The 24,936-nt window shown below is 77.0% G+C and carries 27 protein-coding genes and 1 other RNA gene; 22 read left to right on the top strand and 6 right to left on the bottom strand.

All coding sequences use genetic code 11. The annotated features are described in order from the left end of the window. Positions 1-19: 19 nt before the first annotated feature. On the bottom strand, positions 20-568 hold the full coding sequence (ppa, locus tag K1J50_RS11290) for an inorganic diphosphatase (protein WP_220117814.1): 549 nt from the start codon (positions 566-568) through the stop codon (positions 20-22). A gap of 161 nt (positions 569-729) precedes the next feature. Between ppa and K1J50_RS11285 the strand changes: the two genes are divergently transcribed. After that, positions 730-1,935 carry an E22 family MetX-like putative esterase gene (locus K1J50_RS11285; protein ID WP_220117813.1) on the top strand — a complete coding sequence of 402 codons (1,206 nt, stop codon included), beginning with the start codon at positions 730-732 and terminating at the stop codon, positions 1,933-1,935. 147 nt (positions 1,936-2,082) lie between these two features. Here the strand turns inward: K1J50_RS11285 and K1J50_RS11280 are convergent, their stop codons facing one another. Continuing rightward, a complete protein-coding gene (locus K1J50_RS11280; RefSeq protein ID WP_369413577.1) occupies positions 2,083-2,697 on the bottom strand; it encodes an MlaC/ttg2D family ABC transporter substrate-binding protein in 615 nt (204 codons plus the stop codon). An 867-nt stretch (positions 2,698-3,564) separates the two neighbouring features. Here K1J50_RS11280 and metF point away from each other — a divergent pair. The 8 genes from metF (at position 3,565) to K1J50_RS11240 (ending at position 12,696) form a co-directional block, all read left to right on the top strand. Further along, positions 3,565-4,599 carry a methylenetetrahydrofolate reductase [NAD(P)H] gene (gene metF / locus K1J50_RS11275; protein ID WP_220117811.1) on the top strand — a complete coding sequence of 345 codons (1,035 nt, stop codon included), beginning with the start codon at positions 3,565-3,567 and terminating at the stop codon, positions 4,597-4,599. A 265-nt stretch (positions 4,600-4,864) separates the two neighbouring features. Continuing rightward, entirely contained in the window at positions 4,865-5,512 is a 648-nt protein-coding gene (gene trhA / locus K1J50_RS11270) for a PAQR family membrane homeostasis protein TrhA (protein WP_220117810.1), read from the top strand. Positions 5,513-5,707: 195 nt separating this feature from the next. Continuing rightward, the gene (efp, locus tag K1J50_RS11265; protein ID WP_220117809.1) at positions 5,708-6,277 is read left to right on the top strand and encodes an elongation factor P; all 570 of its coding nucleotides are present in this window, start codon (positions 5,708-5,710) and stop codon (positions 6,275-6,277) included. 318 nt (positions 6,278-6,595) lie between these two features. Continuing rightward, the gene (locus K1J50_RS11260) at positions 6,596-7,495 is read left to right on the top strand and encodes an inositol monophosphatase family protein (RefSeq protein ID WP_220117828.1); all 900 of its coding nucleotides are present in this window, start codon (positions 6,596-6,598) and stop codon (positions 7,493-7,495) included. 179 nt (positions 7,496-7,674) lie between these two features. Beyond that, positions 7,675-8,382: a hypothetical protein gene (locus K1J50_RS11255; RefSeq protein ID WP_220117808.1), complete on the top strand. Its 708-nt coding sequence runs from the start codon at positions 7,675-7,677 to the stop codon at positions 8,380-8,382. Further along, on the top strand, positions 8,379-9,521 hold the full coding sequence (locus K1J50_RS11250) for a flagellar motor protein MotA (protein ID WP_220117807.1): 1,143 nt from the start codon (positions 8,379-8,381) through the stop codon (positions 9,519-9,521). The genes K1J50_RS11255 and K1J50_RS11250 overlap by 4 nt, the downstream gene beginning before the upstream one ends. 71 nt (positions 9,522-9,592) lie before the next feature. Next, the gene (locus tag K1J50_RS11245; protein WP_255575199.1) at positions 9,593-11,338 is read left to right on the top strand and encodes a peptidoglycan -binding protein; all 1,746 of its coding nucleotides are present in this window, start codon (positions 9,593-9,595) and stop codon (positions 11,336-11,338) included. Next, positions 11,335-12,696: an MATE family efflux transporter gene (locus tag K1J50_RS11240; protein ID WP_220117806.1), complete on the top strand. Its 1,362-nt coding sequence runs from the start codon at positions 11,335-11,337 to the stop codon at positions 12,694-12,696. Before K1J50_RS11245 ends, K1J50_RS11240 begins: the two co-directional genes overlap by 4 nt. 220 nt (positions 12,697-12,916) lie before the next feature. On the opposite strand, the gene K1J50_RS11235 is transcribed toward K1J50_RS11240, so the two are convergent. Next, complete coding sequence (locus K1J50_RS11235; RefSeq protein WP_220117826.1) at positions 12,917-13,249, bottom strand: DUF1491 family protein; 333 nt, start codon at positions 13,247-13,249, stop codon at positions 12,917-12,919. A gap of 98 nt (positions 13,250-13,347) precedes the next feature. On the opposite strand from K1J50_RS11235, the gene K1J50_RS11230 reads away from it, so the two are divergent. Beyond that, entirely contained in the window at positions 13,348-13,581 is a 234-nt protein-coding gene (locus tag K1J50_RS11230; RefSeq protein ID WP_220117805.1) for a hypothetical protein, read from the top strand. Between the two features lie 147 nt (positions 13,582-13,728). Here K1J50_RS11230 and thiE read toward each other — a convergent pair whose 3' ends face one another. The 3 genes from thiE to K1J50_RS11215 all read right to left on the bottom strand — a co-directional run bounded on the left by thiE (position 13,729) and on the right by K1J50_RS11215 (position 15,938). Beyond that, the gene (gene thiE, locus K1J50_RS11225; protein ID WP_255575198.1) at positions 13,729-14,391 is read right to left on the bottom strand and encodes a thiamine phosphate synthase; all 663 of its coding nucleotides are present in this window, start codon (positions 14,389-14,391) and stop codon (positions 13,729-13,731) included. A 74-nt stretch (positions 14,392-14,465) separates the two neighbouring features. Next, positions 14,466-15,389: a class I fructose-bisphosphate aldolase gene (locus tag K1J50_RS11220; RefSeq protein ID WP_220117804.1), complete on the bottom strand. Its 924-nt coding sequence runs from the start codon at positions 15,387-15,389 to the stop codon at positions 14,466-14,468. A 156-nt stretch (positions 15,390-15,545) separates the two neighbouring features. Next, a complete protein-coding gene (locus K1J50_RS11215; RefSeq protein WP_220117803.1) occupies positions 15,546-15,938 on the bottom strand; it encodes a hypothetical protein in 393 nt (130 codons plus the stop codon). Positions 15,939-16,134: 196 nt separating this feature from the next. Between K1J50_RS11215 and K1J50_RS11210 the strand changes: the two genes are divergently transcribed. From K1J50_RS11210 to tolQ, 12 genes are all read left to right on the top strand, one after another. Further along, positions 16,135-16,389, top strand: coding sequence for a hypothetical protein (locus K1J50_RS11210; RefSeq protein ID WP_220117802.1), 255 nt, complete (start codon positions 16,135-16,137; stop codon positions 16,387-16,389). Between the two features lie 7 nt (positions 16,390-16,396). After that, positions 16,397-16,741 carry a cell division protein ZapA gene (locus K1J50_RS11205; protein ID WP_220117801.1) on the top strand — a complete coding sequence of 115 codons (345 nt, stop codon included), beginning with the start codon at positions 16,397-16,399 and terminating at the stop codon, positions 16,739-16,741. Between the two features lie 9 nt (positions 16,742-16,750). After that, positions 16,751-16,907: non-coding RNA, 6S RNA (ssrS, locus tag K1J50_RS11200), on the top strand. Between the two features lie 79 nt (positions 16,908-16,986). Next, positions 16,987-17,568, top strand: a complete 582-nt coding sequence (locus K1J50_RS11195) for a 5-formyltetrahydrofolate cyclo-ligase (RefSeq protein WP_369413576.1) — start codon at positions 16,987-16,989, stop codon at positions 17,566-17,568. Further along, the gene (locus tag K1J50_RS11190) at positions 17,565-18,386 is read left to right on the top strand and encodes a TIGR00282 family metallophosphoesterase (RefSeq protein WP_220117799.1); all 822 of its coding nucleotides are present in this window, start codon (positions 17,565-17,567) and stop codon (positions 18,384-18,386) included. Before K1J50_RS11195 ends, K1J50_RS11190 begins: the two co-directional genes overlap by 4 nt. Before the next feature lie 838 nt (positions 18,387-19,224). Beyond that, on the top strand, positions 19,225-19,818 hold the full coding sequence (locus K1J50_RS11185) for a hypothetical protein (RefSeq protein WP_220117798.1): 594 nt from the start codon (positions 19,225-19,227) through the stop codon (positions 19,816-19,818). A 153-nt stretch (positions 19,819-19,971) separates the two neighbouring features. Continuing rightward, positions 19,972-20,727, top strand: a complete 756-nt coding sequence (locus tag K1J50_RS11180; RefSeq protein WP_220117797.1) for a YebC/PmpR family DNA-binding transcriptional regulator — start codon at positions 19,972-19,974, stop codon at positions 20,725-20,727. Between the two features lie 18 nt (positions 20,728-20,745). Further along, entirely contained in the window at positions 20,746-21,300 is a 555-nt protein-coding gene (ruvC, locus tag K1J50_RS11175; protein WP_220117796.1) for a crossover junction endodeoxyribonuclease RuvC, read from the top strand. Further along, the gene (ruvA, locus tag K1J50_RS11170; protein WP_220117795.1) at positions 21,297-21,917 is read left to right on the top strand and encodes a Holliday junction branch migration protein RuvA; all 621 of its coding nucleotides are present in this window, start codon (positions 21,297-21,299) and stop codon (positions 21,915-21,917) included. The genes ruvC and ruvA overlap by 4 nt, the downstream gene beginning before the upstream one ends. Then, positions 21,914-22,972: a Holliday junction branch migration DNA helicase RuvB gene (gene ruvB, locus K1J50_RS11165; protein WP_220117794.1), complete on the top strand. Its 1,059-nt coding sequence runs from the start codon at positions 21,914-21,916 to the stop codon at positions 22,970-22,972. The genes ruvA and ruvB overlap by 4 nt, the downstream gene beginning before the upstream one ends. 528 nt (positions 22,973-23,500) lie before the next feature. Next, positions 23,501-24,049, top strand: coding sequence for a YbgC/FadM family acyl-CoA thioesterase (locus K1J50_RS11160; RefSeq protein ID WP_220117793.1), 549 nt, complete (start codon positions 23,501-23,503; stop codon positions 24,047-24,049). Between the two features lie 131 nt (positions 24,050-24,180). Continuing rightward, positions 24,181-24,936 (top strand): protein TolQ (gene tolQ, locus K1J50_RS11155; RefSeq protein ID WP_220117792.1); only part of this gene is annotated, 756 nt, incomplete at its 3' end.

Genomic DNA, 24,936 nt, shown 5'->3' with positions numbered 1-24,936 from the left:
CCGGCCCCGGACGCGGGGCCTATCGGCCGCCGCGGGCGCGGCCGGCCGCGCCCCGGGCGATCGCCTCGGCGATCAGGCGCTTCGCCTCCTCCGCGTCGCCCCAGCCGAGCACCCGCACCCACTTGCCGGGCTCGAGGTCCTTGTAGTGCTCGAAGAAGTGGCGGATCTGCTCCAGCGTGATCCGCGGCAGGTCGGTATGGTTGCGCACGTGCACGTAGCGCTGGGTCAGCCGCGTCACCGGGACGGCGATGATCTTCTCGTCCGTCCCGCCGTCGTCCTCCATCTTCAGCACGCCGACCGGCCGCACGTTCATCACCGCGCCGGGCACGATCGGGCGGGTGTTGGCGACGAGGACGTCCATCGGGTCGCCGTCCTCGCACAGCGTGTGCGGGATGAAGCCGTAATTGCCCGGGTAGCGCATCGGCGTGTGCAGGAAGCGGTCCACGACCAGCGTCCCCGCCTCCTTGTCCATCTCGTACTTGATGGGCTCGCCGCCGATCGGGACCTCGATGACGACGTTGACGTCGTGCGGCGGGTCCTCGCCGATGGGGATGGCGTCGAGACGCATGGGGCATCGCCTCCGGGAACGGGCGATCCTGGCAGGGAGGGGGAGGGGACGCAACGTGCGGCCCCGGGCGCCGCCCCGGGGCCCGGGCCGCGAGCCTTGCCGAAGTGCGTCCGCCGCCGGCACGATACCGCGCGGGAGCGATCGCTGTTCGGGAGGGACCGATGAGGCGGGATTGGACGCGGCGCGGACTGGTCGCGGCGGGCGCGGCGGCCGCGCTGGGCGGCGGGATGCTTGCCCGGCCCGCCCCGACGCAGCCCGCGGCGCCGCCCCTGGTCGTGGAGAAGCGCGTCTTCGAGGCCGGCAGCTACCGCACGCGCGGCGGCGACACCATCGCCAACGTCCGGATCGGCTACCAGACCGCGGGCCGGCTGAACGCCGCGGGCGACAACGCGGTGCTGATCAGCCACTTCTTCAGCGGCAACAGCCACGCCTTCGGCCGTCTCGGCGGCGGCGACGGCCCGCCCGGCTGGTGGGACGCGATCATCGGCCCGGGCAAGGCGATCGACACCGAGCGCTGGTTCGTCGTCGCCGCCGACAACCTGGTCAACGTCAACGCGGCCGACCCGAACACCACCACGACCGGGCCGGCCACCACGGATCCCGCGACCGGGCGGCCCTACGGCCTGTCCTTCCCCGTGGTCTCGCTGCGCGACTTCGTCGAGGTCCACAGGCGCCTCGTGGATCACCTCGGCATCCGGCGCCTCGCCCTCGTCGCCGGGCCGAGCAACGGCGGCCTCAACACGATCGAGTGGGCGGCGGCCTATCCCGAGATGGTCGAGCGGGCGATGCCGGTGATCGCCGGCGAGCTCGACGCCTGGCTCCAGGGCTGGCTCGACATCTGGGCGGCGCCGATCCGCCTCGATCCGAACTGGCGCAACGGCGACTACTACGGCCGCGAGCCGCCGCTGCGCGGCCTCGCCGAGGCGTGGAAGATCGTCACCCTGCAGGCGCAGGACCGCGCCTGGACGCGCCAGTTCAACCGCCGCGTCGCGCAGGGGCAGGACCCGGCGCGGCGCCTCGGCGACCGCTTCGAGATCGAGCGCGTCCTCGACGCCGCCGGCGCGGCGCGGGCGCGGGCGACGGACGCCAATTCCTTCCTCTACATGGTGCGGGCGAACCAGCTCTTCCTCAACGAGTACCCGAGCCTGGAGGCGGCGGTGTCGCGCAGCCGGGCGCGCTGGCTGGTGGTGCCGGCCGCGACCGACTGGATCTTCCCGCCCGGCGCGGTGGACGAGCTGGTCGAGGCGCTGCGCCGCCACGGCCGCCCGGTCGAGGTCGCGCCGCTCGGCGGCGACCGCGGACACCTGGACGGGCTGTTCGGCATCGCGCAGGCCGCCGAGCGGATCCGCGCCTTCCTTGCCGCCTGAGCGGACGCCGGGGGGGCGGCAGGGAGCGGCGGCCCGCGCCGCCAGCGCCGTTTTTTCCGCTCGGCTGGGCGCACGGCAGTGGCTCCGGCGCGGTGTCTGCCGGGCGGATTCCCGCTCCCGGCTGATTCGGGCCGTCCGCGATCCGCCCTAGCGCGCCGCGCCGCCCTGCTCGCGCGCCGCGAGCTGCTGGATCTGGTTGCGCATCGCGGCGAGCAGCGCGTCGATGCTGCCGCCGTTGCGCTGGATCACCGCCGCGTACTCGCTCCGCGTGGTCAGCCGCAGCGAGGTCCCCTCCGCGATCACGTCCACGACCTTCGGCTGGCCGCCGACCTCGCTCACCCGCCAGTCGAGCGTGAAGGGCTGGGTGTTGGGGCGCTCGATGATCGTGGTGACCAGCACGTCGTCCTCCGTGCGCTGCTGGCTGCGGCCGAGGGAGAACCGCACCCCCTGGTATTCGCCGAAGCGCGCCGAGAGGTTGCGGATGATCACCTCCTCGAACAGCCGCATGTACTCGGCGAGCTGCTCCGGCGTCGCCTGCCGCGCGTAGCGGCCGAGGATGAACCGTCCCACCCCCTCGATGTCCACGGCGCGGCGCAGGATGTCCGCCACCCGCTGGCGGCGCTGCGGCAGGGTGAGGTTCGGGTCGTTGATCGCGGCGACGAGCTGGTTGCCGGTCTGCTGGATGAAGGCGGTGGCGCGGGCGATGTCCATCGCCTGGGCCCAGGCGCCGCGCGGCGGCAGTCCGGCGGCGGGCAGCGCCACGGCGGCGGCTCCGGCCATGCCGGCGGCCCGCAGGACGGCGCGGCGGGCGGGGTGGGCGGCGGGACCGGCGGGAGGCTCTCCCGGCATCATCGTCTCCTGTCTCCTCATGCGGTGGGCGCGGGGGCGAGGCCGGCGGGCCTCAATGGCGGCGCGGCGGTGGCGATCCGGAAACCGGGCCGGGCCCGGCGGCGCCGGCCCGGCCCGCGGCCGCCGCGCGCCACTCCCGGCGGACGGCGCGGCGGGTCGTCGCCCGGGGCGCGCGCCCGCGGCCCCGGGGCTCCGCCGCCCTTTCGGGCAGCCGGTCGCGCGGGTCCACGCCCCGGCGGCCTCCCGCCCGGCATGCGGGAGGTCCGCCGCGCCCGGTCCCGGCCGGAGCGGCGCCTCGGCCGGGCCGTCCGCACAAACCCGGCAGGGACGCGCGGGTTGCCTGCGCTGCGCCGGGAGGCGGGCCGGGCGGATCCTCGGCCGGCCCTGCCCCGGCCGTGCGCGACCAGGCGGCGCCGTGTTCGGGCCGGCCGCACCGCCGCGCCGCCTCCGGACCGCCCCGCCCGGACAGCGGCGCCCGCGCGGCGGCAGGGGGCCGCCCCCGGTCCGGCGGCAGCGGAGGCGGCATGGGATTCGGAGCGGGCGAGACGGCGTGTCCCATGGTGAGGCGGGTCCGGGGGCGGAGGCCGTGCCGGGGGCGGAACGCCACCCGGACGGGCCGAGGGCGGGCGGCCGTGCGCGGGGCCGCGGCGCCTCCCCTAGCACGCCTTCCGGGCGCCGAAAGCAACCGAATGTTGCATGCCCCGCCCCCGTCTCCGCCATGGCCGGCCCGCGGCGCATCCCTTGCGCGCGGGACCGCGATTCGCGAGAGATGCCCGGCCCATGGACGCCCACTCCTCCCCCGCCGCGCCGGACGGCGCCGCCGCCCCGGCGAAGGACGGCGCCGCCGGAACGTTGCGGCGCTGGCTGACCGGCCCGCGCGTCGCCGGCCTGCCGGCGCCGCCCGAGGCCGCGCCGCGCCTCTCCTTCGAGTTCTTCCCGCCGCGCACCGAGGCGCTGGAGCAGCAGCTCTGGGCCGCCATCCGCCGGCTGGAGCCGCTGCGCCCGCGCTTCGTCTCCGTCACCTACGGCGCCGGCGGCTCGACCCAGGAGCGCACCCACGCCACGGTCGTGCGCATCCTGCGCGAGACGACGCTGACGCCGGCGGCGCACCTCACCTGCGTCGGCGCTTCGCGCGCCGAGGTGGACGCGGTGGCGCGGCGCTACTGGGAGGCCGGGGTGCGCCACATCGTCGCGCTGCGCGGCGACCCGCCCGCCGGCCAGGCCCGCTACGAGCCGCATCCGGAGGGCTACGCCTTCGCCGTGGACCTGGTGGCGGGCCTCGCGCGCGTGGCGCCCTTCGAGATCTCGGTCGCCGCCTACCCGGAGACGCACCCGCAGGCGCTCTCGCCCGAACAGGACCTCGACAACCTCAAGCGCAAGATAGACGCCGGGGCGACGCGGGCGATCACCCAGTACTTCTTCGATACCGACGTCTTCCTGCGCTTCCTCGACCGCTGCCTCGCCGCCGGGATCACCGTGCCGGTGGTTCCCGGCATCCTGCCGGTGTCGAATTTCCAGCAGGTGAAGCGGTTCAGCGCGATGTGCGGGGCCTCGATCCCGGCCTGGATGCCGCGGCTGTTCGAGGGGCTGGAGGAGGACCCGGAGACGCGCCGCATGGTCGCGGCCGTGGTCGCCGCCGAGCAGGTGCGGCTGCTGCAGGCCAACGGCGTGGACGAGTTCCACTTCTACACCCTGAACCGGGCCGACCTGACCTACGCGATCGCGCACCTGCTCGGCGCGCGGCCGGTGCCCCCGGCCGGCCCGGCGGAGGCGTCCGCCGGGCCGCCGCCGGGCGACGCCGGGCCGGCCGCGTGAGGGCCGCGCGCGAGGCGCGCACCGGCGCGATCCGGGGGGCGTGAAGCCCGGCCTGCCGGCCGGCGCCCTGCCGGGCGGCCGGTCCGGCGCACGGCCGCCGCGCGGCCATCCGGGCCGGGGCGGTCGCTCCCGGGAGCGGCGGCCGGCCGCGGCAGGCTGTCCCGCGCGCGCTGCGCCCGCAGCACGGGGGCGCCAAGTCGCGGATACCCCGCGGCCGCGCCGGCAGGTGGCGGGCCACCGCGCCGCGCGGCATCATGATGCCGCGATGTGGGAACGAAGCCGCTACAGCCGGGGCGAGCGCGCGGCCGACGCGCTCGTGCACGCGCTCGGCATCGCCGGCGCGCTCGCCGCCTGCGGCCTGCTGGCGGCGGCGCGGCCCGTCGGCCTGCGTGCCGCGGTCGCGCTCGGCTTCTACGCCGCCGGGCTCCTCGCCATGCTCGGCTGCTCCGCCCTCTACAACCTGGCCGCCGACGGCGCGCGGAAGGCCCGGCTGCGGCGCCTCGACCACGCGGCGATCTTCGCGATGATCGCCGGCACCTACACGCCGGTCGCGCTGCTCGCCATCGGCGGCGCCTGGGGCTGGGGGCTGCTCGGCGCGGTCTGGGCCGGCGCGGCGGGCGGGGTGGCGGTCAAGCTCCTGGCGCCGGCCCGCTTCGAGCGCGCCTCGATCGCCGCCTACCTCGTGCTCGGCTGGGCGGGGGTGGTGGCCCTCGGGCCGCTGCTCTCGGCGCTGCCGCCCCCGGACCTGGCGCTGCTCGTCGCGGGCGGTCTGCTCTACAGCCTGGGCGTCCTGGTCCACCTCGCGACGCGCCTGCCCTATCACAACGCCCTCTGGCACGCGCTCGTGCTCGCCGCCGCCGCGTGCCACTACGCCGTCATCCTGCGCCTCGCCGCCACCGGCGCCCCGGACTGACGGGACGGGGCGGGCGGCCCCGCTGCGGGCCTGCCGGACGGCTCGTCGCCGCGGCCCTCCGCCTGGTGCAGGCCCCGGAGGAGCGGCGTTGTCGCCCCCGCTCTTCCCCTTTCCCCCCGGCGCGACTAAACCCCCGCCCACCCGCGCCCCCGGCGCGCCCGCTCCTTTCCACCACCCGATCCGGACGCGACTCCCATGGCGAAGATGCAGGCCAACCAGATGCGCCCTGGCATGGTCATCGAGTTCGAAGGCCAGCGCTACACCATCCTCAAGCAGAACATCATGATCCCCGGCAAGGGCGCGGCCGTGATCCAGGTGGAGATGCGCAACATCAAGACCGGCGCGAAGAAGGACCAGCGCTGGCGCACCTCCGACACCGTCGAGCGGCTGACGACGGAGGACAAGGAATACATCTTCTCCTACATGGAGGGCGACAACCTCGTCCTGATGGATCCCGAGACCTACGAGCAGATCTCGGTGCCCAAGGAGATCCTCGGCGACCGCCTGCCCTTCCTGCAGGAAAACATGACCGTGAACGTCCGCCTCATCGAGGGCGAGCCGGTCGCGATCGAACTGCCCGAGACGGTGGTGCTGGAGGTGGTCCAGGCCGATCCGGTGGTGAAGGGGCAGACCGCCGCCTCCTCCTACAAGCCCGCGGTGCTGTCGAACGGCGTGAAGACCATGGTGCCCCCCTTCATCACCGCCGGCGAGAAGATCGTCGTCCGCACCTCGGACGGCAGCTACGTGGAGCGGGCGAAGGGCTGAGCGCGCGGCGGGCGGAAGGGACCGGGCGGCCGGTGGGGCGGGACGCCCGCCGGGCCGGCCGGAGCGAGCGCGGGCCGGCCGGGCGCACGGCCGGCCCGCGCCCGGTTCCCCGCGCGCCGTCCGTCCGCCTCGCCGCTCCGTCCCTCCGCCCGCTCCCGCGCTACGCCCCCGCCGCCCCCCGGGGGGGGCGGGACGCCGGCGACGGCCGGTCGCCGGACGATCGCCCGGCCGGCCGTCCGGCCGGCCACCGACCCCGCCCAGCCCTCGCGCGTTCAGGCCTGAACCATGCCCCCGCCCTCTCCCCGCATGTCGCCGGCGATGCAGGTGCTCGCCACCGCGGTCCGCAAGGCCGGACGACGGCTGCTGCGCGACTTCGGCGAGGTCGAGCAGCTCCAGGTCAGCGTGAAGGGGCCGTCCGACTTCGTCTCCCAGGCCGATCTCCGGGCCGAGGAGGTGCTGCGCGCGGAGCTCTCGCGCGCCAGGCCGGACTTCGCCTTCCTGCTCGAGGAGAGCGGGGAGGAGGGGGCGGCGGACTGGCGCTGGCGCTGGGTCGTGGACCCGCTCGACGGGACGACGAACTTCCTGCACGGCATCCCGCACTGGGCGGTCAGCGTCGGGGTGGAGCGGCGGAACCCGGCCGGGCGCGGGGGGTCCGAACTGGTCGCTGGGGTGATCTACAACCCGGTGGCGGACGAGCTGTTCTGGGCCGAGCAGGGCAAGGGGGCGTTCCTCAACGAGCGGCGGCTCCGGGTCTCGGCGCGGCGGGAGATGCGGGAGGCGGTGTTCGCGACCGGGATCCCGTTCGCGGGGGCGCCGCGCAAGGCGGAGTTCAGCCACACCCTCGCGCGGCTGATGCCGCTGGTGGCGGGGATCAGGCGCTTCGGCTCGGCGGCGCTCGACCTCGCGTGGGTGGCGGCAGGCCGGTACGACGGATACTGGGAGCTGAACCTGAAGCCCTGGGACATCGCCGCAGGGCTGGTGATCGTGCGGGAGGCGGGGGGATTCGCGACCGATCCCGAGGGCGGGGACCCCTACGCGAGCGGGAACGTGGTGGCGGGGAACCCGGCGCTGCAGCCGCGGCTGCGCGAGGTGGTGGCGGAAGGGATCGCGGCCGCCGCGCGCGGCGGGCAGGGCGGCAGAGGCGATGGCGCGGCGGAACGGTCCGGCGGGGAGGAGGCCCGGGAGGCCCTGCCCGGCGGCGGCCGGCCCGGCGGATGAATGGACGCGGGGACGCCGGCTGGCCTAGGGTGTGCCGCGTGATCCGGCGGCGGGAATCGGGGCCTCGCCTGGCGGCGCGGCGGTGCGCCGTCGCGCCGCCGCGGAGACGCAGCGCCGCGGCGGAAGGGCTGACGGCGAGGCTCGCGGCGGGGCTGGCGGCGGGGTTCGGGGTGGTGGCGATGGCGGCGGGCGTCGCGATGGCGGCGGAGGGGGCGGAGGCGCCCTCTGGCGTCGGTGCCGCCGCGGCTGCGGAGCAGCCCCTGCCGGACCCGCCGGCGCCCGGGCCGCCGGCGGCCTCGCCGCTGATCGAGGTGCTGCGCGCGCCGCTGCTGCCCGGCGCCGGGCCGGGCGCGGAGGCGCCGCTGCCGGAGCCGCCGCCGGCGCCGCCGGCGCCGGTGGCGCTGGAGGGCGCCGCGCCCCGTGCGGTGGCGGAGAGCGGGGCGCAGAGGGCGGGCGCGGCGCGGGCGCCGGCGACGCCGGACGACCTGCCCGCAGGGGTGGAGAGGCGCCCCGGCGGCTACCGGCTGCGCATCGCGGCCGACGCGGCGACGGAGGAGGGCGGCGCGGCGCCGCTCGACCCGGCGGCGGCGCGGGCCGCCGAGGCGATCGGGCGCCGGCTCGCGGCCGAAGGCGTGGCGCGCGAGGCGGGGCGGATCGCGGTGGTGGCGCAGGTGGCGACGGCGCCGGGGACGGAGGTCTCGGTGCAGCGCCGCCTGGCGCTGGCGCGCGCGCTCGCCGTGAAGCGGGCGCTGGTCGCGGGCGGGGTGGACCCGACGCGGATCGATCTGCGGCCGCTCGGACGGACGGAGGAGGGGGTGGACGCGGTGGACATCCTGCCGCCGCCCGCGCCGCGGCGCGAGGCGGCGGGCGGCGCGGTGACGCGATGACGGCGCCGACGCGGTATCTCTGGCAGATGGCGGCGTTCCTCGGGCCGGTCGCGGTGCTCGCCGCGGTGCTGGGCGCGGAGCTGGCGCACGCCTTCGCCGCCAACCCGATCCTGAACACGGTGATCCTCGCGGTGCTGGCGTTCGGCATCTTCTGGACCGTGCGGCAGGTGCTGGCGCTCCGGCGCGAGGTGGCGTGGATCGAGGCCTACATCCGCCAGGCGCCGGAGGTGGAGGAACAGGAGCCGCCGCGGCTGCTCGCGCCGATGGCGCACATGCTGGCGGCGCGGCGGAGCGACCGGCTGACGCTCTCGGCGCTGGCGATGCGGAGCGTGCTGGACGGCATCCGCTCGCGGCTCGACGAGCAGCGCGAGCTGTCGCGCTACATGACGGGGCTGCTGATCTTCCTCGGGCTGCTCGGGACCTTCTGGGGGCTGCTGCTGACCATCGGCTCGGTGGCGGAGGTGATCCAGGGGATGTCGGTCGGCTCGGGGGACCTGAACCAGCTCTTCAACCAGCTGAAGTCGGGGCTGGCGCAGCCGCTGCGCGGGATGGGGACGGCGTTCTCGGCCTCGATGCTCGGGCTCGCCGGGGCGCTGGTGCTGGGCTTCCTCGACCTCACGGCGGGGCAGGCGCAGAACCGGTTCTACAACGAGCTCGAGGAGTGGCTCGCCGGGGTGACGCGGCTCTCCTCCGGCGTGCTGGGCGCCGAGGGCGAGGGGGCCCCGGTGCCGGTCTACGTGCAGGCGCTGCTCGAGCAGACGGCGGAGAACCTGGAGGGGCTGCAGCGCATCCTGGCGCGCGGGGAGGAGGCGCGCGGGGCGACCAGCCAGGCGCTGACGACGCTGACCGAGCGGCTCGCGGTGCTGACCGACCAGATGCGCGCGAACCAGCAGATCATGGTGCGGCTCGCCGAGGCGCAGGCGGGGCTGGCGCCGACGCTGCAGCGGCTCGCCGAGGCGCAGGCGCAGGGCGCGCTCGACGAGGCGACGCGGGCGCACATCCGCAACCTCGAACTCTACATGGCCCGGCTGCTCGAAGAGGTGGCGCAGGGGCGGGCGCAGGCGACGGCGGAGATCCGCAGCGAGATCAAGCTCGTCGCGCGCACCATCGCCGCGCTCGCCGAGGAGCAGCCGCGGTGAGGGACGGGCTCGCCCCCGGCGGGGGGGGCCGGGGGGGCGGCGCCTCCCCGCGCGCACGGGGCTAGCGCGCCATGCCCGACCTCGGCGGGGCACGGCGGGGACGCGGGGCGCTCAATCCGTGGCCCGGCTACGTGGACGCGCTGTCCACGCTGCTGATGGTCATCATCTTCGTCCTCCTGGTGTTCGTGCTGGCGCAGGGATTCCTCTCGGTCGCGCTGTCCTCGCGCGACCGGGCGCTCGACCGCCTGCACCGGCAGGTGGCGGAGCTCGGCGAGATGCTGGCGCTCGAGCGCGGCCAGGCGGAGGAGCTGCGCGCGAGCCTCGGCCGCACGACCGAGGAGCTGCGCGCGGCGGTGGCGGCGCGCGAGGCGCTGGCCCGCCAGCTCGCCGGGCTGCGCGAGGAGCGCGACCGCCTCGGCGCCGAGCGCGACACGGCGCGCGCCGAGCGCGACCGGCTGGCGGCGCGGCTCGCCGACCTCGACCTCGCCGCGCGCGGCAACGCGGAGCGGGTGGCGACGCTCGAGCAGCGCCTCGCCGAGGCGCTGGCGCGCGCCGAGGCGGCGGGCGGGGATGCGGCGCGCACGGTGCGCGAGCTGACCGAGACGCGCCGCAGCCTCGCGCAGGAGCGCGGCGCGCGCGAGGCGACGGAACGCGAGCGCGCGGCGCTCGGCGAGCAGCTCGCGGCGACGCGCGCGCAGCTTGCGGAGGCGCGCGCCGCGCTGGAGGCGACGCGGCGCGAGCTCGCGGCGATGCGCCAGGCGGCGGCGGAGCTGGACCGCCAGGTGCGCGCGGACCGCGAGACGATCGAGGCGCGGCTGTCCGACATCGCGCGGCTGAACCAGCAGGTGCAGGCGCTGACCGCGCTGCGCGACGAGCTGGAGCGCGAGGCGCGGGAGGCGATGGCGCGCGCCGCCGAGGAGGCGCGGCTGCGGCGCGCCGCCGAGGGCGCCGGCGCGCAGGCGGCGGCGCGGGCGGAGGAGGCCGAGCGGCTGCGCCAGGCGGCGGAGGCGGCCGCCGCGCAGGCGGGCGAACGGGCGGTGGAGGCGGAGCGGCGCGCGGCGGAGGCCGAGCGGCGCCGCCGCGCCGCCGAGAGCCTCGCCGCCGAGGCGGAGGCGCGGGCCGGGGAGGCGGCGCGGGCGCGCGAGGCGGCGCAGGCCGAGGCCGCGGAGCAGACGCGGCTCGCGGAGAGCGCGCGGGCGCAGCTCGCGCTGCTCAACCGCCAGATCGAGGCGCTGCGCGCGGAGCTGGCGCGCCTCGGCGCGGCGCTCGAGGCCGCGGAGGCCGCGGAGCGGGGCAAGGACGCGCAGATCGCCAATCTCGGGGCGCGGCTCAACGCGGCGCTCGCGGCGCGCGTCGAGGAGCTGCAGCAGTACCGCTCCGACTTCTTCGGCCGGCTGCGCCGCATCCTCGGCGACCGGCCGGAGGTGCGCGTGGTCGGCGACCGCTTCGTATTCCAGTCCGAGGTGCTGTTCCCGCCGGCCTCGGCCGAGCTGACGCCGGCCGGCGAGCGCAGCGTGCGCGAGCTCGCCCGCGTGCTGCTCGAGATCGCGCGCCAGATCCCGCCGGACATCGCCTGGATCCTGCGCGTGGACGGGCACGCCGACCGCAACCCGATCCGCAGCCCGCGCTTCGCCAGCAACTGGGAGCTCTCCGCGGCGCGCGCGATCGCGGTGGTGCAGCTGCTGATCCAGGAGGGGCTGCCGCCGAACCGGGTGGCGGCGACGGCGTTCGGCGACACCCAGCCGCTCGATCCGGGCGACACGCCGGAGGCCCATGCGCGCAACCGCCGCATCGAGCTGCGGCTGACCGACCGGTGACGGACGGCGGAGCCGGCGCGGAGGCGGCGGCGCCGGTCGCCGCGCCGCCGCTGCGCACGATCCTGCGCCGCATCCTCGCGCTTGCCGCGCCGACCAGCGCCAACGCCGCGCTGCAGGCGGCGGCGCAGGTGGCGGAGACCTGGCTTGCCGCGCGCCAGGGAACGGCGGCGCTCGCGGGGTGGGCGGTGGCGCTGCCCTTCGTCCTGGTGATGCAGCAGATGTCGGTGGGGGCGATGGGCGGCGGCGTGGCCTCGGCGGTCGCGCGCGCGCTCGGGGCGGGGCGGCGCGAGGAGGCTGCGGCGCTGGTGCTGCACGCGCTGCTGATCGCGCTCGGGGCGGGGATGGCGTTCGCGCTGGCGCTCGGCGCCTTCCCGCGCGCCGTGCTCGGGGCGGTGGCGGGGACGGAGGCGGCGGAGGCGGGGGCGGCCTACGCGATCTGGCTGTTCGGGGCCGGCGCGGTGCCGGCGTGGGTGGCGAACACGCTGGCCTCGGTGCTGCGCGGCGGCGGGCGGCATGCGCTGGCGGCGCGGGTGCTCGGCGCGGTGTGGATCGCCCACCCGGTGCTGGCCTGGGGGCTGATGGAGCCGCTCGGGATGGGGCTTGCCGGGGCGGGGGCGGCCTATGCCGGGCTGTTCTGGGCGGCGGCGGCGGCGATGGCGGCGGCGGTGCTGCGCGGCGGCGCGGGGTTCGCGCCGTCCTTGCGCGTGCGGCCGCGGGCGGCGCTGTTCCGGCGCATCCTGGCGGTCGGGCTGGTCGCCTCGGGCCTCGCGGCGGTGGCGAACCTGACGACGGTGCTGGTGACGGCGCAGGTGGCGGCGTACGGGGCGGCGGCGGTGGCGGCCTACGGCATCGCGGCGCGGCTCGAGTTCCTGATGATCCCGCTCGCCTTCGGCATCGGCTCGGCGCTGACGGCGCTGGTCGGGGGCGCGGTCGGGGCGGGGGAGTGGGCGACGGCGCGGCGCATCGCCTGGACCGGCGGGGTCCTGGCGCTGGCGGTGGCGGGGGCGGCCGGGGTCGCGGTGGGGGCGATGCCGCGGCAGGTCGCGACGCTGTTCACGGGCGATCCCGCGGTGGCGGAGGTGGCGGCGCGGGCGCTCGGCATCGTCGGGCCGGCCTATGGCGGGTTCGGGATGGGGATGGCGCTGTATTTCGCCTCGCTCGGCGCGGCGCGGGTGCGCTGGCTGGTGGCGGCGGGCCTGGCGCGGCTGGCCCTGGCGGCGGGCGGGGGATGGCTGCTGGCCCATGCGGCGGGGATGGGGCTGGACGGGCACTTCCTCGGCGTGGCGCTCGGCATCACGGCCTATGGGGCGGTGACGGCGGCGTCGGTGCGGCCGGGGGTGTGGCCGGGGCGGCGCTGAGCGGCGGTCGCGGCCGCCCGGGCCCGGGCGGGACCCGGTGCGGCCGACGGCGGCGGGAGCCGCCGGCGCGAGCGCGACCGGGCGAGGGCGGCGCGCGCGGATCGCGGCCGGCCGCAGACAGCCGGGAGCGGGGCCCGGCGCGGCACACGACGCGGCGGCACGGCCGGGCGCAACGGCTCTCGCGCGTGCCGGCGGGCGGCGGGCCCCCGGCCCGGGCCGGTCAGAGCAGGCGGCTCTCGAAGGGCGGCTTGAGGTCGGGGGCGTCGAACTCGACCACCCAGAGGTCGGGGTCGCGCCGGATCTGGCGCTCGACGTAGGCGTCGGCGGCGGCCTGGTCCACCGGATCGGCGCCGGTGGCGCGCAGCCAGGCGAGGCGGCCCGCGGCGTCGCGCACCTGGCTGAGGACGACGAGGCCCTGCGGGGCGCGCAGGACGCAGAGGATGCCGCCGGCATCGGGGTCGCCCCTGCGCAGCACGGCGGCGGCGCGGCCGGCCATGTCGGAGAGGCGCAGCGCCATCGCGACCCAGATGCCGGATTTCACCCGTGCGTCCATCGGGCGCATGGTGGCGGCCCGGCGCGCCGCCGCAAGGGTGCCCTTGCCGGGCGCCGTCCGCCGCGCCACACAGCGCGCGCCTTGAGGGGGTGCGGAGGATGAGCGGCAGGAGCGGCGGAACCGACCCGCGGCGGATGAGCGAGGGCCAGCGCGCCTACGAGGCGCGCCGCGCGGCCAAGGCGGGGATGAGCCTCGAGCGGTGGCTTGCCGAGAAGGAGAAGCGGGCGCGCGAAGCGGCGGCGCCGGGGGCGGCGAAGGCGGAGCCGGCGAAGCCGGCGAAGAAGCCCGGCTTCTTCGCGCGGCTGCTGGAGCGGGCGCAGAAGCCGTTGTGAGGCCGCGGGCCCGCCGGCGGCCGCCCGGCCCGGCGGGAAGGGCGGAGCGCGCCGGCCAGGGCCGCTTCCGCCCGGCCGGGCGCGCGGCAACGGCTCCGGCGCGTTGGATTCACGCTCCGGGCTGCCTCCCGCCGTCCGCGATCCGCTCTAGCCGCCGTCGCGCAGCGCCCGGCCGATCGCGGCGTTCATCGCCCTGACGCCGGCCGCCGGGCCGTCCGGGTGGTTCCACACCGCGCCGACGACGGCGAGGAAGTCGGCGCCGGCGCGGACCAGGGGGGCGCAGTTCCCCGGCGTGATGCCGCCGATCGCGACACAGGGCAGCTCGAACAGCTCCGACCACCAGGCGAGGATCTCCGGGTCGGCGCGGTGCACGACCTCCTTGGTGCCGGTGGGGAAGAAGGCGCCGAAGGCGACGTAGTCGGCGCCGGTCTCGCCGGCGCGCATCGCGAGGTGGCGGGAGCCGTGGCAGGTGATGCCGAGGGTGCGCTCGGGGCCGAGCAGGGCGCGCGCGGCGGCGTGGTCGCCGTCCTGCTGGCCGAGATGGGCGCCGTCGCAGCCGAGCTCGACCGCGAGGTCGGCGCGGTCGTTGAGGATCACCGCGACGCCGCGCGCCTGCGCGACCGGACGCAGCGCGTCGGTGGCGCGACGGATGGCGTCGTCGGGGGCGTCCTTGAGGCGGATCTGCAGCGCCGCGACGTCGCCCGCATCGAGGGCGCGGGCGAGCTGCTCCGCGAAGGGCGCGGGGTCGAAGGCGGGCGGGGTGATGAGGTAGAGGCGGCAGCGGTCGGCGTCGGCACGCATGCCGCGCATGTGGCGCGCGGGCCCTTCCGCGCAAGGGCCGGATGCGAAAGGGCCGCGCTGGCGCGGGGCGGGCGCCGGGCGGTTCAGCCGACCGGCGACTTGTAGATGGCGATGATCTCGTCGAGCAGCTTCAGCGCCTCCGCCTTCGGGCGCTGGAAGGTGTTGCGGCCGATGATCGAGCCGTTGCCGCCGCCCTTGTGGATCGCCTTGACCTCCTCGAGGATGCCGCCGGTCTCCTTCGCCTCGCCGCCCGAGAACACCACCAGGCGGCGGCCGTTGAAGCAGGCCTGCACCACGTGGCGGATGCGCGCGGCGGGGTCGTTCACCTCCACCGGGTGCTTCTCGTAGGTCTTCTTCGCCGCCTCCAGCGAGATCGCGGCGGTCGGCGGCTTCACCTTGATGATGTGCGCGCCCATCAGCGCCGCCATGTGCGCGGCGTAGGCGCAGATGTCGAGCGCCGTCTCGGCGGTCTTGTCGAGGAAGCCGCCGCGCGGGTAGCTCCAGACGACCACGGCGAGGCCGGCGGCCTTGGCCTCCTCGGCCAGCTCGCGCAGCTCCTCCATCATGTCGTACTGGCTCTCCGAGCCCGGATAGATGGTGAAGCCGATCGCCGAGCAGCCGAGGCGGAGCGCGTCGGCGACGCTCCCCGTGACGGCCTGGTCCTTGCTGGTGGAGAGCGAGTTGGCGCTGTTGACCTTGAGGATGGTCGGGATGCAGCCGGCGTAGGTGGCGGCGCCGGCCTCGATCATGCCGAGCGGGGCGGCATAGGCGTTGAGCCCGGCCTCGATCGCGAGCTGGAAGTGGTAGTGCGGGTCATAGGCCGGGGGGTTGGGCGCGAAGCTGCGCGCCGGGCCGTGCTCGAAGCCCTGGTCCACGGGGAGGATCACCATGCGGCCGGTGCCGCCGAGCTTCCCCTGCATCAGGATGCGGGCGAGGTTGGCCTTGGTGCCGGGGTTGTCGCTCTCGTACCAGGAGAGGATCTCCTTGACCTTCGGCGTGAGCTGCATCTGCGTCTCCTCTCGCGCGTGCCGGACGGCGCGGCGGCATGGCGCAGGCGAATTAGCGGAGGGTCCGGGGCCTGTCACCCGACGTCCCGGCGATCACGCCCGGCGCGGGCGGCGCGCCGGGCGCGCTCGCGCCCCGGTGAGGCGCGGCGCCCGGCCTCAGCGGCGCAGCCAGGCGGCGAGCTGCGCCCGCCCGCCCGGGCGGCGCAGGTCGAGCCGGCCGAGGTCGAGCGCCTCCGGCCGCGCGGAGAGGAGCCGGGCGCCGGCCTCGGCGGCGGCGGCGGCCACCGCGGCGAAGGCGGGGCAGGCGGGATCGAGCACGACCGCGCGCAGCCCGGCGCGGAGCGCGGCGAGCGCGAAGCCGGGCGCGTCGGCGCAGTCGAGCACGGCGAGGTGCGGCACGCCGGGATTGAGGGCGGCGGCGCGCGCGACGAGGCGCAGGAACACCGCGGGGCCGAGATAGGCGCCGGCGCCGCGCGCGGAGAGCAGCGTGACGCCCGCCGGCCCCGCCGCGGCGAGCGCCGCCGCGGCCTGCGCCGCGCCATGCACCACGACCGCCGGCGCCCGCGCGCCGGGCCCCGCGCCGCCCGTCGCGCCGGCGTCGCCGGGTGGGACTGATTGACCCGCCGCGCCACGCATGCAAAGGCTTCCAGCACGGCGACGCCGCTCTCGTCCATCGCTGTTCGGCGCGCGCACCGGGGCGAGGGCGCGGCGGCGGACGGGACAGGGGGCGACCGACCGGGGGCGGATGAGCGAGAGCGCGAAGGATACGGTCGCCGAGGCCATGGCCCGGCTGGAAGCGGCGGTGGAACGCCTGGCGCGGGCCGCGTCGCGCGCGGCGGCCGCGCGCGGCGGCGCGGCCGGGAACGCCCAGGCCGGGCCCGGGCGGGAGGAGATCGCGGCGCTGGCGGCGCGGCTCGACGCGGCGATCGCCAAGCTGCGCGCGGCGCTCGGCGAGGAGGGCGACGAGGCCGAGGCGGTGGCGGAGCGGGAGGGGGGATAGCCGGCTCATGGGCCAGGTGACGATCCGCGTCGGCGGCTACGCCCATCCGGTCGCCTGCCAGGACGGGCAGGAGGAGCACCTCCAGCGCATGGCCGCCGAGGTGGACCAGCGCATCGGCGCGCTGCGCGCCATGGGCATGCAGTTCGGCGAGGCGCGGATGCTGCTGCTCGCCGCGCTGCAGCTGGCGGACGAGGCCTCCGACCTGCGCGCGGAGCTCGCGGCGCTGAAGGCCGGCGCCGCCGGGCCGGCGCCGCCGCCCGCCGCGCCCGCGGCCGAGCCCGAGCTCGCGGCGCGGCTCGCGCGCCTCGCCGAGCGCCTCGAGGGCATTGCCGCCGCGCTCGAGGCTCCCTAGGTAGCACCGGCGGGGCTGCCCGGTGCGTTTGGCAATTCATCCCCGGGGCCAGTAAGCAACCTCTTGGGAGCTGGCTCTGCCCGGGCCGTGGTCCGGGTACCTGGCGCCCACCTGCGCAAGCAGGCCTTGGGAGGGTTGATACGCCGACGGCCATGGCGGCTCCGCACCGTTCCGACAGGCCGCCCCGCGCCGCCGCGGCGCCGGAGGCGGCCACGCCGGCCCCGGCCTCCGCGCCGTATTGCGACGTGCTGCTCGCCGAACTGAAGGCGGAGGCGCGGCGCATCGCCCTGGCCCGCCGCCTGGCGGCGGCCGAGGCGGCGGCGGCCGATCCCGGCTTCGCCGAGCGCTTCGCGGCGCTGGTGCTGCGCGAGGCGCCGCCGCCGCCCGGTGCGCTCGTCGCCGGCTTCTGGCCGATCGGCCCGGAGATCGACATCCGCCCGCTGCTGCGCGCGCTCGAGGCGCGCGGGCACGCGCTCGCCCTGCCGGTGACGCCGCGGCGCGGGGCGCCGCTGATCTTCCGCCGCTGGCGCTGGGGCGAGCCGCTCGGGCGCGGGCCGATGGGCACGCGCCAGCCGCCGGCGGGCGAGGTGGTGCGGCCGGACTTCCTGCTGGTCCCCCTGCTCGCCTTCGACCGCGCCGGCCGGCGGCTCGGCTACGGCGGCGGCTACTACGACCGGACGCTGGCGGCGCTGCCCGAGGCGGAGGCGCTCGGCTGCGCCTATGCGGCGCAGGAGCTGCCGGAGGTGCCGGCGGGACCCGAGGACGTGCGCCTCCGCCGCGTGGCGACGGAGAAGGGCATCGTGATCTGCGTGGACGCCGCGGCGTGAGGATCCTGTTCCTCGGCGACGTGGTCGGGCGCAGCGGGCGCGAGGCGGTGGCCGCGGCGCTGCCGCTGCTGCGCGCGCGGCTGCGCCTCGACCTCGCGGTGGTGAACGCGGAGAACGCGAGCCACGGCTTCGGCCTCGGCCCCGAGATGGCGCGGGCGCTGTTCGCCGCCGGGGCGGACGTGCTCACCCTCGGCAACCACGCCTTCGACCGCAAGGAGATCGTCCCCTACATCGAGACCGAGCCGCGGCTCCTGCGCCCGCTCAACTACCCGCCCGGCACGCCGGGGCGCGGGGCGGTGGTGGTCGAGGCGCCGGGCGGGCGGCGGGCGCTGGTGCTGCAGGCGATGGGGCGGCTGTTCATGGAGCCGCTCGACGACCCCTTCCGCGCCGTGCAGGCGGAGCTCGCGAAGCACCGCCTGGGCGCGCACGGCACCGTGCAGGCGGTGGTGATCGACATCCACGCCGAGGCGTCGAGCGAGAAGGCGGCGATGGCGCACAGCTTCGACGGCCAGGCGAGCCTCGTCGTCGGCACCCACACCCACGTGCCGAGCGCCGACCACCAGGTGCTGCCGGGCGGGACCGCCTTCGTCACCGACGCCGGCATGTGCGGCGACTACGACAGCGTGATCGGCATGCACAAGGTCGGCGCGACGCTGCGCTTCTGGCGCAAGGTGCCGGCCGAGCGCCTGGCGCCGGCGGAGGGCGAGGCGACGGTGTGCGGCGTGTTCGTCGAGACCGACGACGCGACCGGGCTCGCGCGGCGGATCGCGCCGGTGCGGCTCGGCGGGCGGCTCGCGCCGGCGATGCCGGAGGCGTGACGGGCGGGGCATCGCCCGGCTTCACGCGATCGTCACCGCAGGGCGCGCGGCCGCGCCCTCAAGAATCGAAGAAGGAGAGAAGCGCGCCGGGGCGGCGGCGATGCGCGCCGCCGCCGCAGGCGAGGGAGGGACCGATGCCGCAGCAACCCATGCCGCAGGATGCGCCGGGCAGCGAGGCGAGCGGGCGTTCGATCCTGGGCGGGGCGGCCTGCGGACTGAGCTTCGCGGGAGCCCGCGGCGACGCGCTCGCGCGCGCGGCTGCCCGGCGGAGGGGCGCGGTGCCGCCAGCGCCGCCGGTGCCGATCGCGGCGCCGCCGTCGCCCGCGCGACAGGGGCGGCCTGGGCCCGACCCGCGCTAGCGCGGCTCACGGACGGCGGGAGACCGCGCGGCGCGCCCGTCCGCGCGAAGGTCGGCGAAGATAGAGCCGCTGCCGCGACCCCGGCGCGCGGGATACGGTCCCGGGCGATCCCGCGCGGCCGCCACGGCGGCCGAGGAAGCGGCGACGCGGGTCCCCGCAGCCTCGCCGCCCTTGCGCCGGGCTGCGACGACGGGAGGCGGCACAGGGCCGGTGCGTGCGCGTCTGCGCCTCGACCGTCGGGCGGCATGCCGCGGCGCGGAGGCGGCGGCAGCGCCCTCGGCCGGGCCAGGCGCGCCCTCGTCACGGGACTGCGATCGTTGTTGTTCGCGGAGCGTGATTGCGGAAATGTAGCGGAGCGCGGACGGCCGCAGGCAGCCGGCTGCGCGGACCCGCTTCACGGACAACGAGCCGGAGCCGCCGCCGCCGCTCGGCCGGGCGGGAGCGGCGCCAGGGACCGGAGGGATTACCGGGGAGCGCCCATGGCCTCCATGATCGTCCACGACCGCCGGCTGACCGGCGCCACGCCGACCTGGTACTCGTTCGTGATGCAGGTGAACGCGAACACCGGCATCCGCCACATCGTGGACACCGTGGCCCGGCGCGCGCGCCAGCGGCGCAGGCTCGCCCGCCTGCACATCCTCTGCCACGGCTTCGAAGCCAATTGGGACCTCGGCAGCGGTGCCTGCGTGCCCTCCGCGCACGGCGGCTTCGGCCTGCAGCTCGGGCGCGAGGGGCTCAGCCTGTTCAACGTCGGCCTCACCGCGTCCTGGAAGGGTCTGGTGGACCTGATCGTGATCTTCGCCTGCGCCCCGGCCGACACCTACGAGGCCAACCGCGGCACCTGGGGCGACGGCAGGCGCTTCTGCGGCGAGCTCGCGTTGTGGAGCGGGGCGCGCGTGATCGCCGCCCGCGACACGCAGTACTATTTTCCCGGGTCGGGCGCCTCGGACCCGATCGACTTCGATGCCTGGGAGGGGCCGGTCTACGAGTTCTCCGAGGCCAATCCGGAGGGGGTGCGGGTGCTCGACCCGAGTCCCTACCGGGTGCAGCGCGACCGCGCCTCGGCCGCCTGAGCCGGCGCGGCGGTCGCGGAAGACGGGGGAAGGCGCCCCTGCCCGTGCGGGCGCGGCACCTCCGGCCTCGGTGGCGTGGGCCGGGGCGCGCCGGTATAAGCCGGGCCCAGTCAGCACCCTTCCCTTGCGGGCTTCTCGGAGGACCGGGCGGCGATGGCCGGCCATTCGCAGTTCAAGAACATCATGCACCGCAAGGGTGCGCAGGACGCCAAGCGCGCGCGCACCTTCGCCAAGCTCATCCGCGAGATCACGGTGGCGGCCCGGCAGGGGTTGCCCGATCCGGCGGCGAACCCGCGCCTGCGCGCGGCGGTGAACGCGGCGCGCGCGGCGAACATGCCGCGCGACACGGTGGAGCGCGCGATCCGGCGCGCGCACCAGGGCGGGCCCGGCGAGAACTACGAGGAGGTGCGCTACGAGGGCTACGGGCCGGGGGGCGTCGCGATCATCGTCGAGGCGCTGACCGACAACCGCAACCGCACTGCGGGCGACCTGCGCGCGATCTTCGCCAAGAACGGCGGGGTGCTCGGCGAGACCAACTCGGTGGCGTTCCAGTTCGAGCGGCTCGGGGTGATCCGCTATCCGGCCTCCGCGGCCTCGCCGGAAGCGATGCTGGAGGCGGCGATCGAGGCGGGGGCGGCCGATGTTGACAGCAGCGCCGACGGGCACGAAGTAAGAACATCGCCCGAGGACCTCTTCGCCGTCCGCGACTCGCTGGAGGCGCGCTTCGGGCCGGCGGAGGCGGCGCGGCTGGAGTGGCGGCCGATCACGACGGTCACGCTGGACGAGGAGCAGGCCGCGGCCGTGATCAAGCTGCTCGACGCGCTGGAGGAGCATGACGACGTGCAGCAGGTCTACGCCAACTACGAGGTGCCGGAGGCCGTGATGCAGCGGCTCTCCTCGGCGGCGTAGCGCGGGCGCGCGGCGCGGGTGAGCGGCCCTGGGGCCCCGCATGGCGGCGCCGTCGTTCGGGTCATCGGGCTCGATCCCGGGCTGCGCCACACCGGCTGGGGGGTGATCGAGGCGGCGGGGAACCGGCTGCGCCATCTCGGCGACGGGGTGGTGTCCACCGACGAGCGGCTGCCGCTCGCCGAGCGGCTGGTGCAGCTGCATCGCGGCCTGGTCGCGCTGCTCGAGGAATGGCGGCCGGACGAGGCGGCGGTCGAGGAGACCTATGTGAACCGCAATCCCGGATCGGCGCTCAAGCTCGGCCAGGCGCGCGGCGTGGTGATGCTGGCGCCGGCGCTGATCGGCATCCCGGTGCGCGAGTACGGCGCGATGCTGGTGAAGCAGAGCGTGGTCGGCACCGGGGCGGCGACCAAGGAGCAGGTGCAGATGATGGTGCGGCGCCTGCTGCCGAACGCGCGGCTTTCGCGCGCGGACGCCGCCGATGCGCTGGCGGTCTCGATCTGCCACGCCCACCACCGGGCGACGCGGCTGGCGTGGAGCCGGACGGCGGCGAAGGAGGGGCCGGTCGGGGCATGATCGGCAAGCTGACGGGCAGGCTCGACGGTGTGGTCGAGGGCGGCTGCATCCTCGACGTGGGGGGCGTGGGGTATCTCCTCTCCTGCTCCTCGCGCACCATCGCGGCGCTGCCGCCGCCCCCGGCGACGGGGACGGTGCTGGTCGAGACGCAGGTGCGCGAGGATGCGATCGTGCTCTACGGCTTCGCCGAGGAGAGCGAGCGCGCCTGCTTCCGGGCGCTGACCCGGGTGCAGGGGGTGGGGCCGACGCTGGCGCTCGCCGTGCTCTCGGCGCTGTCGCCGGACGAGCTCGCGCAGGCGATCCGGACCGGCGACAAGGCGAGCCTCGGGCGCGCGAAGGGCGTGGGGCCGAAGCTCGCGAGCCGGCTCTTGACGGAGCTGCGCGACTGGGCGGGGGCGCAGGCGAGGGGGCGCGGGCCGGGGATCGGCGCCGGCGGGCCGGCCGGGCCGGAGATGGCGCCGGGGGTCGAGGCGGACGCGGTCTCCGCCCTGCTCAACCTCGGCTGGAAGCGGCCGGAGGCGGCGGCGGCGGTGGCGCGGGCGATCGGGCGGCTCGGTGAGGACGCGCCGCTCGCCAGCGTGATCCGCGACAGCCTGAAGGAGCTGTCGAACCGATGAGCCCCGCCGAGCCCGAAGCGCGCCTCACGAGCGGCGAGCGGCTGGAGGAGGACCACGGCGAGGGCGCGCTGCGGCCGCAGAGCCTCGACGACTTCATCGGGCAGAAGGCGCTGCGCGAGAACCTCAAGGTGTTCATCGAGGCCGCGAAGGCGCGCGGCGAGGCGATGGACCACGTGCTGTTCTCGGGGCCGCCGGGTCTCGGCAAGACGACGCTGGCGCAGATCGTGGCGCGCGAGCTCGGGGTGGGGTTCCGCGCCACCTCCGGACCGATCCTGCAGCGGGCGGGGGACCTCGCGGCGATCCTCACCAACCTGCAGCCGCGCGACGTGCTGTTCATAGACGAGATCCACCGCCTGCAGCCGGCGATCGAGGAGACCCTCTATCCGGCGATGGAGGACTTCAAGCTCGACCTCATCATCGGCGAGGGGCCGGCGGCGCGGACGGTGCGCATCGACCTGCCGCCCTTCACGCTGATCGGGGCGACGACGCGCTCGGGGCTCCTGGCGCAGCCGCTCAGGGACCGGTTCGGGATCCCGCTCCGGCTGCAATTCTACGCGGTGGAGGAGCTGTACGCGATCGTCCGGCGCGGGGCGCAGAAGCTCGGCTTCGCGCTCTCCGAGGACGGGGCGATGGAGATCGCGCGGCGCTCGCGCGGGACGCCGCGGGTGGCGGGGCGGCTGCTGCGCCGGGTGCGGGACTTCGCGCTGGTCGCCGGGGTGGCGGCGGACCGGGCGCTGGCGGATTCGGCGCTCCTGCGGATGGAGGTGGACCACCTCGGGCTCGACGCGCTCGACCGGCGCTACCTGCGGCGCATCGCCGAACACCACGGCGGCGGGCCGGTGGGGGTGGAGACGCTGGCGGCCTCGCTCGCCGAGAGCCGGGACACGCTGGAGGAGGTGGTGGAGCCCTACCTGATCCAGGAGGGGTTCGTGCTGCGCACGCCGCGTGGGCGGGTGCTGGGCGAGCCGGGGTGGCGGCATCTCGGACTGACGCCGCCGGCCGGGGCGGCGGTGCAGATGGACTGGCTGGCGACGCCCGACGCGGCGGGGAAGTAGGCGGTGCGCGGCGCGCCGGGGAGGACGCGCGGGCGCAAGGGCCGTCCTCTCCGCTCTCCTCGCGGAACGCCGGCGACGGCGCCCAGGCGGGGCTCTCGGTGACGGCGCGGCATCCGATGGGACCGGGCGCGGAGGCCGGAGCGCGAAGGAGGGCGAACCGGTGGCGGGCCCACCGCATGCCGTTCGCCCTCCCCCGGCCCGTTGCGCTGCGGCCGTGTGCGCGCCAACGGCTTCGGTCCGTCGTTCCGGGCGCGGACCGCCCGTCCCGCCCGCTCGGCGGGCGTTCGCGACCCGCGCCGGCACCGATCGGCCCAGCGGACGGCGCGGCGGGGCGGCCGCCGCGGCTCCGGCGGGGCGAAGGCGGGCGCGGAGGGGGCGCGGCGCGGGCCGGGCCATGGCGCGCCCGCGCCATTGGCGGCGGGCGGCAGTGCCGCTATGCCTAACCCTCCGGCCGGGCGCGCTTCCGCGCCGCCCGCTTCCGTGTCCCCCGGCAACGGGGCCATCGCGGCCGCGCCGGGCGCGAACGCCATGCCTCCGGATCCCGACCCCTTCTCAGCGCCCTCCCCATCTCCCCGCCGCGTCCATCGCCATCCCGTCCGGGTCTATTTCGAGGACACCGACGCCGGGGGGATGGCCTATCATGCCTCCTATCTCCGGTGGGCGGAGCGGGCGCGCACCGAATCGCTGCGCGCCCTCGGCCTGCCCCACCAGGAGATGATGGACCGCCACGGGACTTTCCTCGTGGTGCGGCGCGTCGAAGTGGAGTATCTCCGCCCGGCTCGGCTCGACGAGTCGCTGGTGGTCGAGACCGCCGTCCTGCGCGCCACCGGGGCCCGGCTCGTGGTGGAGCAGACGGTGCGCCGCGCCGCCGGCCCGGCGGCCGGGGACGGAGCGGAGGAAGCCGGGGCGGGAGAGGCGCTGGCCCGGCTGCTCGTCGGGCTGGTCTGCGTGGCGCGGGGCAGCCTGCGCCCCGCGCCGATCCCGGAGCCGTGGCGGACCACCCTCCGCGGCCTGGTCTCGCCGCCCGCCGCGCCGGGCGATGCGGCGGCGGGGGGCGGGCCGCGCCGGGCGGGGTAGAGTTTCGGGGCGGACGGCCCGCGGCGCCCGGGGGGCGGGGCCGTCGTCGCCGGGCGCGGCAGGCCGTGGACCCAGGGGGGCTTGGGGGCTAGGCAGCGGCCGCGCCACAGGGGACCGAAGGAGGATCAGGCTTGGACCGCACCGTGACCGCGACCGCGCTCGGCCAGGCGGCGCACGACCTCTCGCTCTGGGGCCTGTTCCTGCAGGCCGACTGGGTGGTGAAGGCGGTCATGATCCTGCTGCTGCTCGCCAGCATCTGGGTCTGGGCCGTGGTGTTCGAGAAGATCGCGACGCTGCGGCGCGTCAACCGCGCCGGCGACGCCTTCGAGGACCGCTTCTGGTCCGGCGGCTCGCTCGAGGAACTCTACGAGCGCGAGGGCGCGCAGCCCGCGCACCCGCTCGCCGCCGTGTTCGGCGCCGGGATGCGGGAGTGGCGGCGCAGCGCGGAGCGCGTCGGCGGCTCGGAGCTCGCCGTGACCGGGCTCAAGGAGCGGGTCGAGCGGGCGATGGCGGTGACCATCCAGCGCGAGATGGAGCGGCTGGAGCGGTGGATGGTGTTCCTCGCCTCGGTCGGCTCGGCGGCGCCCTTCGTCGGGCTGTTCGGCACGGTGTGGGGGATCATGAACAGCTTCTCGGCGATCGCCGGGATGCAGAACACCAACCTCGCCGTGGTCGCGCCCGGCATCGCCGAGGCCCTGTTCGCGACCGCGATGGGGCTGGTCGCCGCGATCCCGGCGGTGCTCGCCTACAACAAGTTCAACACCGACCTCGCCCGCTTCGCCGCGCGGCTCGAGGCCTTCGCCGCCGAGTTCGGGGCGATCCTGTCGCGCCAGGCGGAACTGGTCGCGCTGCGCCGCGCCGCGCCGGCGGCGGAGCCGGGCGGGGCG

This window comes from Caldovatus aquaticus (genome assembly GCF_019458025.1).
Taxonomy (GTDB): domain Bacteria; phylum Pseudomonadota; class Alphaproteobacteria; order Acetobacterales; family Acetobacteraceae; genus Caldovatus; species Caldovatus aquaticus.
The sequence above is the reverse complement of the archived record's forward strand: the minus strand, read 5'-3'. Positions and strand labels throughout refer to the sequence as shown.

Bases quoted from the DNA above. Each gene is read 5' to 3' on its own strand.
- K1J50_RS11230 (WP_220117805.1), top strand. From the start codon at position 13,348: ATGAGCGGCAGGAGCGGCGGAACCGACCCGCGGCGGATGAGCGAGGGC.
- metF (WP_220117811.1), top strand. From the start codon at position 3,565: ATGGACGCCCACTCCTCCCCCGCCGCGCCGGACGGCGCCGCCGCCCCG.
- thiE (WP_255575198.1), bottom strand. From the start codon at position 14,391: ATGCGCGGCATGCGTGCCGACGCCGACCGCTGCCGCCTCTACCTCATC.
- K1J50_RS11255 (WP_220117808.1), top strand. From the start codon at position 7,675: ATGGCGGCGGGCGTCGCGATGGCGGCGGAGGGGGCGGAGGCGCCCTCT.
- K1J50_RS11220 (WP_220117804.1), bottom strand. From the start codon at position 15,389: ATGCAGCTCACGCCGAAGGTCAAGGAGATCCTCTCCTGGTACGAGAGC.
- ruvB (WP_220117794.1), top strand. From the start codon at position 21,914: ATGAGCCCCGCCGAGCCCGAAGCGCGCCTCACGAGCGGCGAGCGGCTG.
- K1J50_RS11285 (WP_220117813.1), top strand. From the start codon at position 730: ATGAGGCGGGATTGGACGCGGCGCGGACTGGTCGCGGCGGGCGCGGCG.
- K1J50_RS11235 (WP_220117826.1), bottom strand. From the start codon at position 13,249: ATGGACGCACGGGTGAAATCCGGCATCTGGGTCGCGATGGCGCTGCGC.
- K1J50_RS11210 (WP_220117802.1), top strand. From the start codon at position 16,135: ATGAGCGAGAGCGCGAAGGATACGGTCGCCGAGGCCATGGCCCGGCTG.
- K1J50_RS11205 (WP_220117801.1), top strand. From the start codon at position 16,397: ATGGGCCAGGTGACGATCCGCGTCGGCGGCTACGCCCATCCGGTCGCC.
- K1J50_RS11250 (WP_220117807.1), top strand. From the start codon at position 8,379: ATGACGGCGCCGACGCGGTATCTCTGGCAGATGGCGGCGTTCCTCGGG.
- trhA (WP_220117810.1), top strand. From the start codon at position 4,865: ATGTGGGAACGAAGCCGCTACAGCCGGGGCGAGCGCGCGGCCGACGCG.
- K1J50_RS11180 (WP_220117797.1), top strand. From the start codon at position 19,972: ATGGCCGGCCATTCGCAGTTCAAGAACATCATGCACCGCAAGGGTGCG.
- ppa (WP_220117814.1), bottom strand. From the start codon at position 568: ATGCGTCTCGACGCCATCCCCATCGGCGAGGACCCGCCGCACGACGTC.
- K1J50_RS11245 (WP_255575199.1), top strand. From the start codon at position 9,593: ATGCCCGACCTCGGCGGGGCACGGCGGGGACGCGGGGCGCTCAATCCG.
- K1J50_RS11185 (WP_220117798.1), top strand. From the start codon at position 19,225: ATGGCCTCCATGATCGTCCACGACCGCCGGCTGACCGGCGCCACGCCG.
- ruvA (WP_220117795.1), top strand. From the start codon at position 21,297: ATGATCGGCAAGCTGACGGGCAGGCTCGACGGTGTGGTCGAGGGCGGC.
- efp (WP_220117809.1), top strand. From the start codon at position 5,708: ATGGCGAAGATGCAGGCCAACCAGATGCGCCCTGGCATGGTCATCGAG.
- K1J50_RS11160 (WP_220117793.1), top strand. From the start codon at position 23,501: ATGCCTCCGGATCCCGACCCCTTCTCAGCGCCCTCCCCATCTCCCCGC.
- K1J50_RS11260 (WP_220117828.1), top strand. From the start codon at position 6,596: ATGCAGGTGCTCGCCACCGCGGTCCGCAAGGCCGGACGACGGCTGCTG.